The following is a 15200-nucleotide window of genomic DNA, read 5'->3' on the forward strand; positions in this document are numbered from 1 at the left end:
AAAGGGCCGACCATGTCCACCTGCGTCTTTGTCCAGATCCGCTGCAAGCCCGGCACCACCTACAAGGTGGCCGAGGAGATTGCGCTGCGGGAAATCCATTCGGAACTCTACTCCACCAGCGGCAACTTCGACCTCTTGATGAAGCTCTACATTCCCAGTGGCGAAGATGTGGGCAAATACATCAACGACCAGCTGCTGCAGATCGAGGGGATTGAACGCTCGCTCACCACCATGACCTACAAGGTCTTCTAAGAGACCCGGGGCGCAAGCGCCCAACAGTAAAACGCCCCGCAGTGCGGGGCGTTTTTTGTTTTCGGGGTAAAGGATCAGGCGGCAATCAGCCCCTTGTCCTGCAGTTCTGCATAGGCGGTATCGACGGCGGCTTTCATCCGGGCCAGCATGTCGTCCACCTCTGCCTTAGTGATGATCAGCGGCGGGCACAGCGCCAGCGCATTGCCGGCCACCGCCCGCAGGATCAGCCCGTTGTCCTGGCAGGCCTTCTGCGCAGCAGCCCCTGCGGCCCCCTTGTCAAAGCTTGCGCCGGTGGTCTTGTTCGACACCAGCTCCAGCGCCGCAATCAGCCCCTTGCCGCGCACCTCGCCGACCAGCGGGTGATCGGTGAAGATCCCGCGCAGCTGCGCCTGCATATAGGCGCCCACCTCGGCGGCATGCTCAAACAAGTTGTCACGCTCATAAATCTCCAGCGTCTTCAGCGCCGCGGCGCAGGCCGCCGGGTGGCCGGAGTAGGTATAACCATGTCCGAACACGCCAACCTCGTTGGTCTGCGCAATCATCGCCTCATACATCCAGCCCGGAATGACCGACGCCGAGATCGGGAAATAGGCCGAGGAGAGCTGCTTGGCGAAGGTCATCAAATCCGGCTTGATGCCCATGGTGGTGCAGCCGAAATCGGCCCCGGTGCGCCCGAAGCCGCAGATCACCTCATCGGCCCAAACCAGGATGCCATGCTTGCGCAGCAGCGCCTGCAGCTTCTCGTAATATCCCTCCGGCGGCACGATCACGCCCGATGCGCCGGTGATCGGCTCCACGATCATCGCGGCGATGGTGTCAGGGTCTTCGGCCAGGATCTGTTCTTCCAGATTGCTGATGATCCGGTCGACAAACTGCTCCTCGGTCTCGTTGCCCTGACGGCCTGTGTAATAATGCGGCGCGTCCGAGCGCAGGATATGCAACGCCTCCAGCGGCGCGTCGAAATGCGCCAGATTCGCGGGCAGGGAGGTCAGCGAACCGGCGGCGACGGTGACCCCGTGATAGCCGCGCTCGCGGGTGATGATCTTGCGCTTCTCCGGCTTGCCGATGGCGTTGAAGTAATAGCGCAGCATCTTGTAATGGGTGTCATTGGCATCCGAGCCGGAGTTGCCGAAGAAGATATAGGCATCCTCCACCGGCACCATTGCCTTCAGCTTCTCAGCCAGCTCCATGACCGGCTTGTGGGTCTTGCCGCCAAAGGTGTGGGTGAACGGCAGTTTGTGCAGCTGCTCTGTGATCGCATCCATCACCTCGGTGTTGCTGTAACCCAGCGAGGTGCACCACAGGCCCGCCAGCCCTTCGATGTATTTGTTGCCGTCCGTGTCATAGACATAGATGCCGTCGCCGCGGTCCAGGCACAGTTGCTCGGTCGCGGTGAAATTGGTGGTGGGATAGATGACAGGGGCCATGGCCAAACTCCTCCGGTGAACCGCCCTTGGGGCACATTTGAGGGAAGCTTTGGCGTGTTTTGGCACGCGCGTCAAAAGGAATTTGATCAAATTTCACCGGCAAGGCTGAAAAAGCGAAAGGCCGCCCCGAAGGGCGGCCTGTCCGGTTCCGGATGGAGCGGGCGATGAGATTCGAACTCACGACCCTTACCTTGGCAAGGTAATGCTCTACCCCTGAGCTACGCCCGCGCTGCCATCTGGTGAGGCGGTGAATAGGAAATCCGGCAGGCGGCTGCAAGCGGAAAATGACAGGGCCATGAAGAAAATGCCGCCGCTGCCGCCGGGCCAAAAAGCGAAAGGCCGCCCCAAAGGACGGCCTTTTCGGCTTTCGAATGGAGCGGGCGATGAGATTCGAACTCACGACCCTTACCTTGGCAAGGTAATGCTCTACCCCTGAGCTACGCCCGCGCTGCCATTCGGTGAGCCGGTGTTTAGGGTTTTCCAAAACGGGCTGCAAGAAGAAATTTTCAAAACGCTGCAAGTAATTGTGGATAATCACTATTCTCCGGTTCTGAGGAAGCCCGCGAGGCGGGTTTCCAGGGCTTCAAGGTCCTTGGTTTCGCATTCCCAGACCGTCAGCACCTGCCAGCCCGCGGCCAGCAGGGCCGCCTCTTGCTCTGCGTCGCGTTCGGCATTGCGGCGCAGCTTGGGCTCCCAGTAATCGCGGCGGCTGGACGGAATGCGCCCGTCGCGGCAGTCATGCAGATGCCAGAAGCAGCCGTGCACAAAAATCACCTTGCGGCGCGGTCCGAACACCAGGTCGGGCTTGCCCGGCAGGTCCTTGCGGTGCAGCCGGTAGCGGTAGCCCATGCCATGCACCATCCGCCGCACCAGCATTTCGGGCTTGGTGTGCTTGGCGCGGATCTTCGCCATATTGGCGCTGCGCCGCTCTGGTGTCAGGGTGTCGGCCATTCCACATGGTGCCTGGATTGTTCCACCATGCGCGTATGATAGCCGCTTTCGATCCGGCAGGAAATGAAGGCGCTGGGCGGGCAGGGCGGCAGCCCCAGCGCTTTGATCAGCTGGGCATCCTTCTGGCCTTCCAGCAGCACGATCTGCTCGCGCGCCAGAATATCGCGGGTGCCATGGCCGCCGTCGGCGCGGATGCGGCGCATGAAGTCCTTCTGCTGCGCCACCGCCTCCACCACGTCGCGGGGGACCGGGCAGCCCTGGATCAGCCGGAACAGCCGCGCCATCCGCTCGTTGCCGGTCTCTCCCGCAAAGATCTGCTCCACCGCCGCCTCATCCGCGGTGCGCCAGAAATTTGCGGGGTAGGGCTGATCCTTCAGCAGCCACAGAATGTGGCGGAACCCCTCGGCTGAAATGCTGCGCTTGGCATCCTTGTTCTGTCCGGCTGTCAGGTAGTCCGGCCGGGCGATGATCAGCCCCAGATAGCAGCGCGCCCGCACTTCATCCGCGGCGACCAGCAGGCAGGCGCAATCAACCGCCTCGGTCGGAATCATCCAGTTGCCGCCCATGGTGTGCTTGATGTCGACATCCTGGCCCAGGATTTCGGTGTCCAGCCGCCCCTTGCGCAGTTTCAGCAGCGCCCGCAGCTCAATCTCAACCCGGGTGCCGATATAAGTCTTTTCGGTCTTTTCCAGCTCTTCATAGGCGCGCCGCCCGGTCTTGGGCGTCATGATCACATCGTCGATGCATTGGCGCAGCATCTGCGGCACATCGTATTCCAGTGCCAAAGCCCCGCCCGCACGGGTGGTGATTTCTTCCGCCAGCGGAAAGAGGCGGCCGAAATCCGGATGCCCGGGCTGGACAAGGCTGTCGGGAAGCTTCTGTTTCATGCTGAACACCGCCTGGCCGGCAGGCCGGGCGCTGCCTTCAGCTTTGTTTCCAAAACGATTGGCTTACGCCCGCACGGCATGCAGCGCCGGTTTGGCAATTGCGGCCTTCAACTCCCGCGCCACCGCCTCAGCCACCGGCGGCGGGAAGGCGTTGCCGACTTGGCGGTAGGCGTTGGTCTTGGCGCCGGTGAAATGCCAAGCGTCCGGGAAGCCTTGAATGCGCGCAACCATCCGCACCGTGAGGCGCGGCATGTCGTTGTGGAACGGGTCCGGCGCCTCATTGGCGATGGTGCGCCCCTCAACCCCCAGGGCCGCCCAGGCGCGTCGCGCGCGGGTCGGGCCCAGATCCGGCCCGCCGTGTTTCTTGGAGCCGCCGACGATGGTCGGCGCAATCTCATCCGCCTTGGCCGCCCAGTCGTCCGCCCCGCGCCAGCCGCGTTCCTTCATCAGGTCGATCAGCGTGGCGCCCACGGTCGGCGGGTTGTGCGGCAGCGGCTCGGGCCAGTTGAACTGGCCGGCAAACTCCTTGCGCAAGGCCACAATCGCCACCCGCGGCCGCAGCTGCGGCACGCCAAAGTCGGAGGCGTTCAACAAGCGCCAGTCGGTCTCGTACCCCAGCTTTGACAGCTGCTTCTTCAGCTTCTCGCGGTAGTCATGGAAAACTGCATCCAGAAAGCCGCGCACGTTCTCGATCATCACGGCGCGGGGGCGGGTGGCGTCGACGATCTCGATCGCATCATCAAACAGATTGCGCTCGTCCTTCTCGCCCAGCTGCTTGCCAGCGACGGAAAACGGCGGGCAGGGCAGACCGCCTGCCAGCAGGTCGATACCTTTGTAATCGCCCGCAACGTCCTTGAACTTGCGCACGTCTTCTTCCAGCACGTTCCATGCGGGGCGGTTGTGGCGCAGGGTGGCGCAGCAATGCTTGTCGATCTCAACCAGCGCGGTGTGATCAAAGCCCGCCGCCTCGAGACCGAGGGCCTGGCCGCCCGCACCTGCGCATAGTTCAACCGATGTCAGCATTCTGCTCTGCCCGCCCGTTTCTGTTCTTGCTCTGTTCCTAAGCGGAATCGTGATTCCGCACAAGGTTTTCTGCACCCGGGCAGACTATGCGGAAATCCTCAAAAGCGAAAGGCCGCCCCGAAGGGCGGCCTGTCCGTTTCCCGATGGAGCGGGCGATGAGATTCGAACTCACGACCCTTACCTTGGCAAGGTAATGCTCTACCCCTGAGCTACGCCCGCGCTGCCATCCGGTGAGCGGTGAAATAGGGGCTCCGCCCGCGGGCTGCAAGAGGAAAAACGGTGCCTGCGGAAAAAAATTCAATGGGCCGCGACGGAATTCCTAAGGCCATGCGTTTCACACCTCAACAACCAGCTTTTCAAAGGGAGATTGAGGGTATGCTTTGCAAGGACTTCCTGCGGATCACCTGCCTTGGCGCGGCGATTGCCTTGGGACTGCTGGTGCAAAACGCTCAGCACATCAGCGCCCCGCAAGCTGACAGCTGGGCCGGGCAGGCCGAAGGCGCCAGACCTGTGCAGTCCGAAACGGTGAGCCTGGCGCAGCCTGCGGCGTTCAACGCCTGACCGGCGGGCAAGACGTTTTCCCGGCGCGGTAAACCGGCCGAAAATCCTGCGAGGGTTTCGGGGCCATTTGCAACAGGCGGAGCTAGTGTCTGCGCCGGAAAACCGGCCGGAATTCGCGCCGAACTCCTGCTCCCCGCGCAAAGCAAAAGGGCGCCCCGCCAGCCGGCAGGGCGCCCTTCACTCAATTTCAGGCGCTGGCTTATTCCAGCTCGACCAGCAGATCCTTGGCGTCGATCTGGCCGCCGGCCTGCACGTGCACGGCCTTCACAACCGCATCGCGCTCGGCGTGGATGCCGGTTTCCATCTTCATCGCTTCGATGGTCAGCAGCATATCGCCTTCATGCACCTGCTGGCCCGGCTGCACCGCGACAGAGGCCACGACCCCCGGCATCGGCGCGCCGACGTGGTTCGCATTGCCCGCTTCCGCCTTGGCGCGCTGTTCGGTCGAGGCTTTGACCAGACGGTTCGGCACCCGGATCACCCGCGGCTGGCCGTTGAGTTCAAAGAAGACCTTCACTTCGCCTTTCTCATCGGTCTCGGAAATCGCCTGCAGACGGATCTCCAGGGTCTTGCCCGGGTCGATTTCTGCGGTGATCTCCTCGCCCGGCTCCATGCCGTAAAAGAAAGTGCGGGTCGGCAGGGTGCGGACCGGGCCGTACTGGCGGTGGCGGCCCATGTAATCCAGGAACACCTTGGGATACATCAGGTAGCCGTTCAGGTCCTCGTTATCGACCTTGAAGCCTTCCAGCTGCTTGGACAGGTCTGCGCGGACCGCTTCCAGGTCAACCGGCTCCAGATGCTTGCCCGGGCGCTCGGTGTTCGGCGCTTCGCCTTTCAGCACCTTGCTGACGATGCCCTCGGGGAAGCCGCCCGGAGGCTGGCCCAGGTTGCCGCGCATCATGTCGACCACCGAGTCGGGGAAGGCCACATCGGTTTCCGGGTTCTCGACCTCATCGCGGGTCAGGCCCTGGCTCACCATCATCAGCGCCATGTCGCCAACCACCTTGGACGACGGGGTCACCTTAACGATGTCACCGAACATCTGGTTCACATCGGCATAGGTCTGCGCCACATCGGCCCATTTCTCCTCCAGACCCAAGGAGCGCGCCTGCGCCTTCAGGTTGGTGAACTGGCCGCCCGGCATCTCGTGCAGGTACACTTCCGAGGCCGGCGCCGCGAGGCCGCTTTCAAACGCGGCATACTGCGCCCGAACCTGTTCCCAGTAGCCGGAGATCTCGCGCACCTTGGCGATGTCGATGCCGGTGTCGCGATCTGTGTTGCGCAGCGCCTCGACGATGGAGCCCAGGCAGGGCTGCGAGGTGCCGCCGGAGAAGGCGTCCATGGCTGCGTCCACCGCATCCACGCCGGCATCCGCCGCCGCCAGGATGGTGGCACCGGCCACGCCCGAGGTGTCGTGGGTGTGGAAGTGGACCGGCAGGCCGACCTCTTCCTTCAGCGCCTTGACCAGCTGGCGGGCAGCCGCGGGCTTCAGCAGGCCCGCCATGTCCTTCAGGCCCAGGATATGGGCACCAGCGGCTTCCAGCTCCTTGGCCATGCCGACGTAATACTTCAGGTCGTACTTGGCGCGGTTCGGGTCCAGGATATCGCCGGTATAGCAGATGGTGCCTTCGCAGACCTTGCCGCTTTCGACCACCGCGTCCATCGCAACGCGCATGTTCTCGACCCAGTTCAGCGAGTCGAAGACGCGGAACACGTCGACCCCGGTCTCCGCCGCCTGGCGCACGAACTCCTGCACCACATTGTCCGGATAGTTGGTGTAGCCGACGCCGTTGGAAGCGCGCAGCAGCATCTGGGTCATCACGTTCGGCATCGCCTCGCGCAGGTCGCGCAGGCGCTGCCAGGGGCATTCCTGCAGGAAGCGGTAGGCCACGTCAAAGGTCGCACCGCCCCAGCATTCGACCGAGAACAGCTGGCTCAGGTTCTGCGCATAGGCCGGCGCCACCTTGATCATGTCGATCGAGCGCATCCGGGTCGCCAGCAGCGACTGGTGGCCGTCGCGCATGGTGGTGTCGGTCAGCAGCAGTTGCGGCTGCGCCTTCAACCAGTCGGCAACTGCCTGCGCGCCTTTTTCCTCCAGCAGATTGCGGGTGCCGTGCGGCAGCTCGCCCGGTTCAACCCGGGGCGCGCGCGGCTCCTTCAGGTCGGCGGCGGGCGCCGGACGGCCTTCGGTCTCCGGGTGGCCGTTCACGGTGATGTCCGCGATATAGGTCAGCACCTTGGTGCCGCGGTCGCGGCGCTTCTTGAACTGGAACAGCTCCGGTGTCTCGTCGATGAATTTAGTGGTGTATTCGTTCGACAGGAAGGTCGGGTGCTTCAGCAGGTTTTCGACAAACGCGATGTTGGTCGACACGCCGCGCACCCGGAATTCGCGCAGGGCGCGGTCCATGCGGGCAATCGCCTTCTCGGGCGTCGGCGCCCAGGCGGTCACCTTGGTCAGCAGCGAGTCGTAATAGCGGGTGATCACGCCGCCCGCATACGCGGTGCCGCCGTCCAGGCGGATGCCCATACCGGTGGCCGAACGGTAGGCGGTGATGCGGCCATAGTCCGGGATGAAGTTGTTCAGCGGATCTTCGGTGGTCACACGGGTCTGCAGCGCGTGGCCGTTCAGGCGGATATCGTCCTGCGATGCCTTGCCGGTCGCTTCGGCAATGGATTTGCCCTCAGCGATCAGGATCTGCGCCTGCACGATGTCGATGCCTGTGACCTCTTCGGTCACGGTATGCTCCACCTGCACCCGCGGGTTCACTTCGATGAAGTAGAAGTTGCCGGACTCCATATCCATCAGGAATTCGACGGTGCCCGCGCATTCATAGTTCACATGCTGGCAGATCTTGCGGCCCAGGTCGCACAGCTCGGCGCGCTGTTCTTCGCTCAGGTACGGGGCCGGGGCGCGCTCGACCACTTTCTGGTTGCGGCGCTGGACCGAGCAGTCCCGCTCGTAAAGGTGATAGATGTTGCCGTCCTTGTCGCCCAGGATCTGCACCTCGACGTGGCGGGCGCGGGTGATCATCTTCTCCAGATACCCCTCGCCGTTGCCGAACGCGGCTTCCGCCTCGCGGCGGCCTTCCAGCACCTTCTCTTCCAGCTCCTTTTCGGCGTGGATCGGACGCATGCCGCGGCCGCCGCCGCCCCAGGAGGCTTTCAGCATCAAGGGATAGCCGATCTCAGCCGCTTCCTTGCGGATCGCGTCCATGTCGTCGCCCAGCACCTCGGTCGCCGGAATCACCGGCACGCCGGCCTGTATCGCCACCTTGCGGGCCGAGGCCTTGTCGCCCAGAGCGCGCATGGTTTCTGCCTTGGGGCCGATGAAGGTGATGCCGTTGCGGGCGCAGGCGTCCACGAATTCCGGGTTCTCGGACAGCAGGCCGTAACCAGGGTGGATCGCATCGGCGCCGCATTCCTTGGCGACGCGGATGATTTCGTCGATCGACAGATAGGCCGCAACCGGCCCCATGCCTTCGCCGATCCGGTAGGCTTCGTCCGCCTTGAACCGGTGCAGGCCGAGCTTGTCCTCCTCGGCATAGACGGCGACGGTGCGTTTGCCCATCTCGTTGGCGGCGCGCATCACGCGGATCGCGATCTCGCCACGGTTGGCAATCAGGATCTTTTTGAAGTCGGTCATTTCACCCTCGGGGTCCGTGCAAGTTGGTGCAGTGTTAGGCGGATATTAGCGATCCGCACAACCGTAGTTCTGGGTATTTCCGGCATGATTGCGCTCTCAAGCGGCCTGTTTTTGGATTTTTGTTACATCCCGGATGGCGGTTTTTTGCGCTTTGTAACGGGCTTTGCGCCGGCAGGGGTCCGGCGGCATGCTGCAATGCGGCAGCCGGAGCGGAGCGCTTTCGGCCAGCGCGCTCAACTTCGGGTCAGGAAAGCGCCGCGCGGCGCAACCAAAGAGCCCGGTCCTGACCTTCCGGCACAGGCGCAGCCCGGTGCCTTCCGGTTAGACTGAAAACAGACTTGGGTTCAATTGCTTGCCCTCAGAAAACCAGCCGCGCTCCGGCGCCGGCTGCTGCCAAGGAGAGTAATCATGCACCGTATCATATACGTCAGCCAGGCCGTGCGCGGCATGTCCAGCAAGGAGCTGGCCGTGATCGTGGAGAAAGCGCAGAAATCCAACGCCGCCGCTGATGTGACCGGCATGCTGGTCGGCCACATGGGGTGGTTCCTGCAGGTGATCGAAGGCCCGGCGGAGGCATTGGCTGCGCTGTTTCACCGCATCAGCTCAGACCCGCGGCACGGCAATATCCGGGTGCTGGTCAGCGAAGCGGCGCCCGCCCGGGCGTTTCCGGAATGGCGGATGGCCTTCTCGGAGCCGCATGTGCTGCCCAAGCCGGTGCAAAAGCACGTGTTTGCGCTGCAGAACCTGATCCCGATCAACAGTCCCGACCGCGGCAGCGAAACCGCCGTGCGGCAGGTTGTGCGCGACTTCCTGGCCGCGTTTGAGCGGTTGGAGAAAACCGCCTGACCTGCGCCGCGCAACGGTTCATCCTGCCGCAGGCGGCCACCGCTCCAGGGATTTCAAAGCCGCCAGGTCCGGCGCGCCCAGCTGGCTCATGTTGGCCTGCATGTCCTTGGCCAGAATATCGGTCAGATGCGCCGGGCCGTTTTCGCCAAGTGCTGCCAGCGCATAGTGATAGGCGCGGCCCAGCATGACGAAATCCGCGCCCAGGGCCAGCGCCCGGATAATGTCCAGCCCGCCTTCGATGCCGCTGTCGAAAATAAGCGGTATCCGCACCGCCTCCCGGATCTCCGGCAGCACGTCTATCGCCGCGGGGCAGCCATCAAACTGGCGGCCGCCGTGATTTGAGATCCAGACCGCATCGGCGCCGGCCTCTTCCAGCCGCTTGGCATCGCGCGCGCGCATCACCCCCTTGACGATGAAAGGGCCGTCCCAATTGCGCCGCAGCCATTGCACATAGTCCCAATCAGGCGAGGTGCGCAGCAAATAGCCGACGTGGGCGGTCGGCGGCAGGTTTGCCTGCGCGCCGGAGATATATTTGTCCAGCGTCCGCATATGCGGCATCCCGTGCCGCGCCATTCCCAGCGCCCAGGCGGGCCGCACCGCAATCTGCGCCAGCAGCCGCGGGGTCAGCCGGGGCGGCTGGGTCAAGCCGGAGCGGGTCTGCCGTTCCCGGCGCGAGGCGGCGGGCACATCCACCGTCAGAACCAGTGTTCTGAAACCCGCATCCCGGGCCCGCGCCAGCAGGTCGGCGCGGATGCCCTCGTCCTTGGGCGGGTACAGCTGGAACCAGCCGTCCTGCCCCAGATGCGGGGCCAGATCCTCCGGCGACCGGCTGGCCACGGTGGACAGGCAAAACGGAATGCCCGCCGCGGCGGCGCTGCGCGCAAGTGCGGCCTCGGCATCCGGCCAGATCAGCCCGGACATACCCACCGGGGCGATGCCGAAGGGCAGGGCCTGGGAGGTGCCCAGGAAACTGGTGCTCAGCTCCGGCTCCATCGGGCCGTGCAGAACGGACGGCAGAAAGCGGATCCGGTCCAGCGCCGTGCGGTTGCGGGCGCGGGCCTGCTCGGCGCCGGTGCCGCTGTCCAGGTAATCCCACACAAACCGCGGCAGCCGGTTTTTGGCGCGGTGTTTCAAATCGTCGAGGCCGGGGTAACGCTGATGCAGATCCATCCTCGCATTTGGAAGCCGTGATGCAGAAAAGTCCAGCCCCGCAAAGCAGTTGCCGCAGCCGCCCGCATTCAGCCGCTGTCAGCCCGCCTTGTTCGCTCCGGCGGCGGGCGGGCACGCGGAGGCCGCCTGTTCTGCCGCGCGCCATGCGGCATCCTGTTCGGCCTCGGTGCCGGCCGCGGCCGCGCAGACCTGGTTCCGCCCCTTCGCCTTGGCGGCATAAAGCGCCTCATCCGCGGCCCGCAGCAGGTCCTGCGGCAACAGCCCGTGGGCCGGGTAATGCGCAACACCGGCGGAAATGGTGATCTGCGGCAGGGTCTTCTCGCCATAGCGCACGCTGATCTCCTCCACCGCCTGGCGCAGCAGTTCGGCCCGGGCCAGCGCCTCTTCGGGGGTGGCGCCAGGCAGGATCAGGGTGAACTCCTCGCCGCCGGGGCGGCAGGCGGCCTCGCTGCCGTCGCAGGCCTTTTCCAGCACCGTGCTGACCGCCCGCAGCACCATGTCGCCCGCGTCATGGCCGTGGTTGTCGTTGAATTTCTTGAAATGGTCGACATCCACCGCAATCACACTCAGGCGCGTGCAGTTCAACTCGCCGCTGTTCAGGTGCTTGCGCAGGCTGTCGGTCATGTGGCGGCGGTTGAACAGCCCGGTCAGCGGGTCGCGCACCGACTGGTCGTGCAGCTGGTCGCGCATCCGCACATTGGCGATGGCCATGCTGATCTGCTCGGCGCACATCTGCGCCAGCGGCTTGCAGGTGGCAAAATCGCCGGCCCGCGGCGGCATTGCCCGCAGGTGCATCAGGCCGACGGTCTCGCCGTGGGCAAGGATCGGAAAGCAGAAATACGGCCGCCCGTCATGCGGTGCCGCATGGGCGCAGGTGAACTCCACCTCGGAGGCGCCGTATTCATAGGTGCGGCCGCGGCGCAGCCCCCAGCATTCATCGGGCCGGATATGGTCCTTGAGCCCGCCGCCGTTCCAGCTGGCGCAGCCGGCCAGCACATCGCGCGAGTTGGAAAACACATAGATGCTGCCCTCGGCATCCGGCAGCAGATGGCTCATGAACTCAGACACCATCTTGAACAGCTCATCCAGCGAACGGCAGGACTGCAGCCATTCGTTCAGCTCCCCCAGCAGCTTGACCTCACGCGCCAGCTGCATTTGGCTGGCCATGATTTCCTGATCCTTGGCGGCACGCTGCTGCATCTGGCGCAGGCTCAGCCGGTTGGTCCTGATGACAACCAAGGACACGATGCCGATCGCGGCCACCATCACGGCAGACACCAGCGCCAGCGAAATGCGCACCCGGCTGAGGAAGGTGTCGCGCACCGCGGTGATGTCCGAATAGAACTCGATCGCCCCGGCAAACTGCCCGCCCTTCAGCACCGGCGTATAGATCTCCGCCACTTCGCGGCTGACCGCCATGGCGCCGGTGTCCCGGGTTTCGAAACCATCGACCTGGGACACTGGCTTGGTGCCGCGGGCGTAATAGACAGCGCCCTTGGCCACCTTCTGCTGGAAATAGGGTTTGCGGTTCACCGTGCCGATGTCGGCGGGGCGGGTGGACCACATAACGCGCCCGTCCGCCTGGAACAGTTTGATCCGGTAGGCATCGGTGGTTGCCGGCAGCAGCGACAGGTATTCGATGTCATGCTGGTCCAGCTGCCCGGTAAAGAAGCTGCCGGCGCCGTCCTCCAGATGCAAAAGGATCCGGCGCCGCCAGTCCGTTGCCTGTTTGCGCAGGTCAGCCTCCAGCATCCGGTCGACCGCAGGGGCGGGGACGGCATAGACCGCCCAGGCCGACAGCGCGGCTGCCGCCAGCAGCACCAGCAGCAGCGAATAAGTCTTGAGGAGGGGCAGCAGCTGCCCGGACGGCTGAATTGGCATCCCGATCACTTTAAACCATTTAAACCATGTATTTCGCCCAAGGGTTGCGCAATGATCTTTCGGTTTCGTGAAGGTGGCGTCCGGGGCGGCGCAGAAGGCGGAAAAAATGGGGCGAAAACGTTTCAAATCCGCGCTTTCCCGGGCGGGCTGCCTGCGGTCCGTAAACGTGTGAACAGAGTGTGAACGTCCTCTTTCCGCCGGGCTTGAATCAGGTTAGGATCGCGGCCATGAGCAGTTTCGACGAAATGGACGCCTTCGAGGGCGCATCGCTGTCGGCCCGCGCCATGCAGGCGCGGCCGATGCCGTATCTGGACACGCTGAACCCCGCCCAGCGGGAGGCGGTGGAATGCTTGGACGGACCGGTCCTGATGCTGGCCGGCGCCGGCACCGGCAAGACCAAGGCGCTGACCACCCGCATCGTGCACCTCCTCAGCACCGGCCGTGCGCGCCCAAATGAGATCCTGTCGGTAACCTTTACCAACAAGGCCGCGCGCGAAATGAAGGAACGGGTGGCGGGCATGCTGGGCCAGGCGGTCGAGGGGATGCCCTGGCTTGGCACCTTTCACTCAATCTGCGTCAAGCTGCTGCGCCGCCATGCCGAACTGGCGGGGCTCAAGTCAAACTTCACCATTCTCGACACCGACGACCAGATCCGCCTGCTGAAGCAGCTGATCCAGGCTGCGGGCATCGACGACAAGCGCTGGCCAGCGCGGATGCTGGCCGGTATCATCGACGACTGGAAGAACCGGGCCCTGACGCCGGACAAGGTGCCCGCAGGCGACGCCAGCGCCTATAACAACCGCGGCACCGAATTCTATGCCCAGTACCAGACCCGCCTGCGCGAGCTGAACGCGGTGGATTTCGGCGACCTGCTCTTGCACATGGTCACGATTTTCCAGATCCACCCCGACGTGCTGGAACAGTACCAGCGCTGGTTCCGCTACATCATGGTGGACGAATACCAGGATACCAACGTCGCCCAATACCTGTGGCTGCGGCTGCTGGCGGGCAAGCACAAGAACGTCTGCTGCGTCGGCGACGACGACCAGTCGATCTATGGCTGGCGCGGCGCCGAGGTGGGCAACATCCTGCGGTTCGAAAAGGATTTTCCCGGCGCCATGGTGGTCCGGCTGGAGCAGAACTACCGCTCCACCGGCCATATCCTCGCCGCCGCCGCGGGCGTGATCCGCGGCAACCAGGGCCGCCTCGGCAAGGAGCTGTGGACCGATGCCGGCGACGGCGAAAAGGTGCGCCTGATCGGCCATTGGGACGGCGAGGAAGAGGCGCGCTGGATCGGCGAAGAAATAGAATCGATGCAGCGCGGCACCCGCGGCCAGGCACCGTTGGGGCTGGACCAGATGGCCATCCTGGTGCGCGCCTCCCACCAGATGCGCGCGTTTGAGGACCGCTTCCTGACCATCGGCCTGCCGTACCGGGTGATCGGCGGCCCGCGCTTCTATGAGCGGTTGGAGATCCGCGACGCGATGGCCTATTTCCGCGTTGTTGTGTCCCCCGACGACGACCTCGCGTTCGAGCGCATCGTCAACACCCCCAAGCGCGGCCTGGGCGACAAGGCGCAGCAGACGATTCAGACCATTGCGCGCGAGAATGGCGTGCCGCTGGTCGAAGGCGCCCGGCTGGCGGTCGAGAGCGGCCAGATCAAGGGCAAGGGCGGCGGCGCCCTGCGCCAGCTGGTCGAGGGCATCGCCCGCTGGGGCCGCTTGGCTGGCGACCCCGACACGACCCATATGGAACTGGCGGAGATCATCCTGGATGAGTCGGGCTACACAACCATGTGGCAGAACGACAAGAACCCGGATTCGCCGGGCCGCCTGGAAAACCTCAAGGAACTGGTGAAGGCGCTGGAGTCTTTCGAGAACCTGCAGGGTTTCCTGGAGCACGTCAGCCTGGTGATGGACAACGACAAGCAGGACGCGGACGAGAAGGTCTCGATCATGACCCTGCACGCCGCCAAGGGCCTGGAGTTTCCTGCCGTGTTCCTGCCGGGCTGGGAGGACGGCCTGTTCCCGTCCCAGCGCTCAATGGACGAAAGCGGCCTGAAAGGGTTGGAGGAGGAACGCCGCCTTGCCTATGTCGGCATCACCCGCGCCGAGCAGATCTGCACCATTTCCTTTGCCGGCAACCGCCGGGTGTTCGGCCAGTGGCAATCGCAGCTGCCCTCGCGGTTCATTGATGAGCTGCCGGAGGAGCATGTCGAAGTGCTGACCCCGCCGGGCCTCTACGGCGGCGGCTACGGCGCGGCAGCGCCCGGCGGCGGCATGGGGGCAGAGCAGGTGCGCTCAACGATCGACGAAAAGGTGGCGCAGGCCGACGGCTACAACTCCCCTGGCTGGAAACGGATGCAGGCCCGGGCGGGCCAGCGCGGCCTGTCGCAGCCCAAGGAAAGCAAGCACCAGGTGATCGACCTCACCGCCACCTCCAGCTTCACCCTGGGCGAACGGGTTTTCCACCAGAAATTCGGCTATGGCGCCATCACCGGCATCGAGGGCGACAAGCTGGAAGTGGAGTTCGAAAAGGCGGGCACCAAGAAAGTGGTCG

11 protein-coding genes and 3 tRNA genes are annotated in these 15200 nt (G+C 64.3%); 4 read left to right on the forward strand and 10 right to left on the reverse strand.

The genetic code is table 11. The features are described from left to right. The first annotated feature begins 12 nt into the window (after positions 1–12). Positions 13–252 (forward strand): Lrp/AsnC family transcriptional regulator, encoded by a 240-nt coding sequence (locus ACTRWG_RS08600; protein WP_027236986.1) that lies wholly within the window; start codon positions 13–15, stop codon positions 250–252. A gap of 74 nt (positions 253–326) precedes the next feature. Here the strand turns inward: ACTRWG_RS08600 and ACTRWG_RS08605 are convergent, their stop codons facing one another. The 7 genes from ACTRWG_RS08605 to ACTRWG_RS08635 all read right to left on the reverse strand — a co-directional run bounded on the left by ACTRWG_RS08605 (position 327) and on the right by ACTRWG_RS08635 (position 4759). Next, on the reverse strand, positions 327–1679 hold the full coding sequence (locus tag ACTRWG_RS08605) for an aminotransferase (RefSeq protein WP_027236987.1): 1353 nt from the start codon (positions 1677–1679) through the stop codon (positions 327–329). Positions 1680–1832: 153 nt separating this feature from the next. Further along, positions 1833–1907: transfer RNA gene (locus ACTRWG_RS08610), tRNA-Gly, on the reverse strand. 144 nt (positions 1908–2051) lie between these two features. Further along, a tRNA-Gly gene (locus ACTRWG_RS08615) sits at positions 2052–2126 on the reverse strand. Between the two features lie 90 nt (positions 2127–2216). After that, a complete protein-coding gene (locus tag ACTRWG_RS08620) occupies positions 2217–2630 on the reverse strand; it encodes a very short patch repair endonuclease (RefSeq protein ID WP_027236988.1) in 414 nt (137 codons plus the stop codon). Continuing rightward, positions 2615–3517, reverse strand: a complete 903-nt coding sequence (locus ACTRWG_RS08625; RefSeq protein ID WP_027236989.1) for a NaeI family type II restriction endonuclease — start codon at positions 3515–3517, stop codon at positions 2615–2617. Before ACTRWG_RS08625 ends, ACTRWG_RS08620 begins: the two co-directional genes overlap by 16 nt. A gap of 63 nt (positions 3518–3580) precedes the next feature. Continuing rightward, positions 3581–4540 carry a DNA cytosine methyltransferase gene (locus ACTRWG_RS08630; protein ID WP_027236990.1) on the reverse strand — a complete coding sequence of 320 codons (960 nt, stop codon included), beginning with the start codon at positions 4538–4540 and terminating at the stop codon, positions 3581–3583. A 144-nt stretch (positions 4541–4684) separates the two neighbouring features. After that, positions 4685–4759: transfer RNA gene (locus ACTRWG_RS08635), tRNA-Gly, on the reverse strand. Positions 4760–4915: 156 nt separating this feature from the next. Between ACTRWG_RS08635 and ACTRWG_RS08640 the strand changes: the two genes are divergently transcribed. Continuing rightward, positions 4916–5101, forward strand: a complete 186-nt coding sequence (locus tag ACTRWG_RS08640; protein WP_036797465.1) for a hypothetical protein — start codon at positions 4916–4918, stop codon at positions 5099–5101. A 199-nt stretch (positions 5102–5300) separates the two neighbouring features. Here the strand turns inward: ACTRWG_RS08640 and ACTRWG_RS08645 are convergent, their stop codons facing one another. Continuing rightward, positions 5301–8744: a pyruvate carboxylase gene (locus ACTRWG_RS08645; protein WP_027236992.1), complete on the reverse strand. Its 3444-nt coding sequence runs from the start codon at positions 8742–8744 to the stop codon at positions 5301–5303. Between the two features lie 408 nt (positions 8745–9152). Here ACTRWG_RS08645 and ACTRWG_RS08650 point away from each other — a divergent pair, with 408 nt between their 5' ends. Next, entirely contained in the window at positions 9153–9590 is a 438-nt protein-coding gene (locus tag ACTRWG_RS08650) for a BLUF domain-containing protein (RefSeq protein WP_036797467.1), read from the forward strand. 18 nt (positions 9591–9608) lie between these two features. Here the strand turns inward: ACTRWG_RS08650 and ACTRWG_RS08655 are convergent, their stop codons facing one another. Next, positions 9609–10760 (reverse strand): alpha-hydroxy acid oxidase, encoded by a 1152-nt coding sequence (locus ACTRWG_RS08655; protein ID WP_027236993.1) that lies wholly within the window; start codon positions 10758–10760, stop codon positions 9609–9611. A 78-nt stretch (positions 10761–10838) separates the two neighbouring features. Next, positions 10839–12641 (reverse strand): sensor domain-containing diguanylate cyclase, encoded by a 1803-nt coding sequence (locus tag ACTRWG_RS08660; RefSeq protein ID WP_462829221.1) that lies wholly within the window; start codon positions 12639–12641, stop codon positions 10839–10841. Between the two features lie 227 nt (positions 12642–12868). On the opposite strand from ACTRWG_RS08660, the gene ACTRWG_RS08665 reads away from it, so the two are divergent. Next, a partial coding sequence (locus tag ACTRWG_RS08665) for an ATP-dependent helicase (protein WP_462829222.1) occupies positions 12869–15200 on the forward strand: 2332 nt, incomplete at its 3' end.

The organism is Leisingera sp. G5_S3_59_S7 (assembly GCF_054968485.1).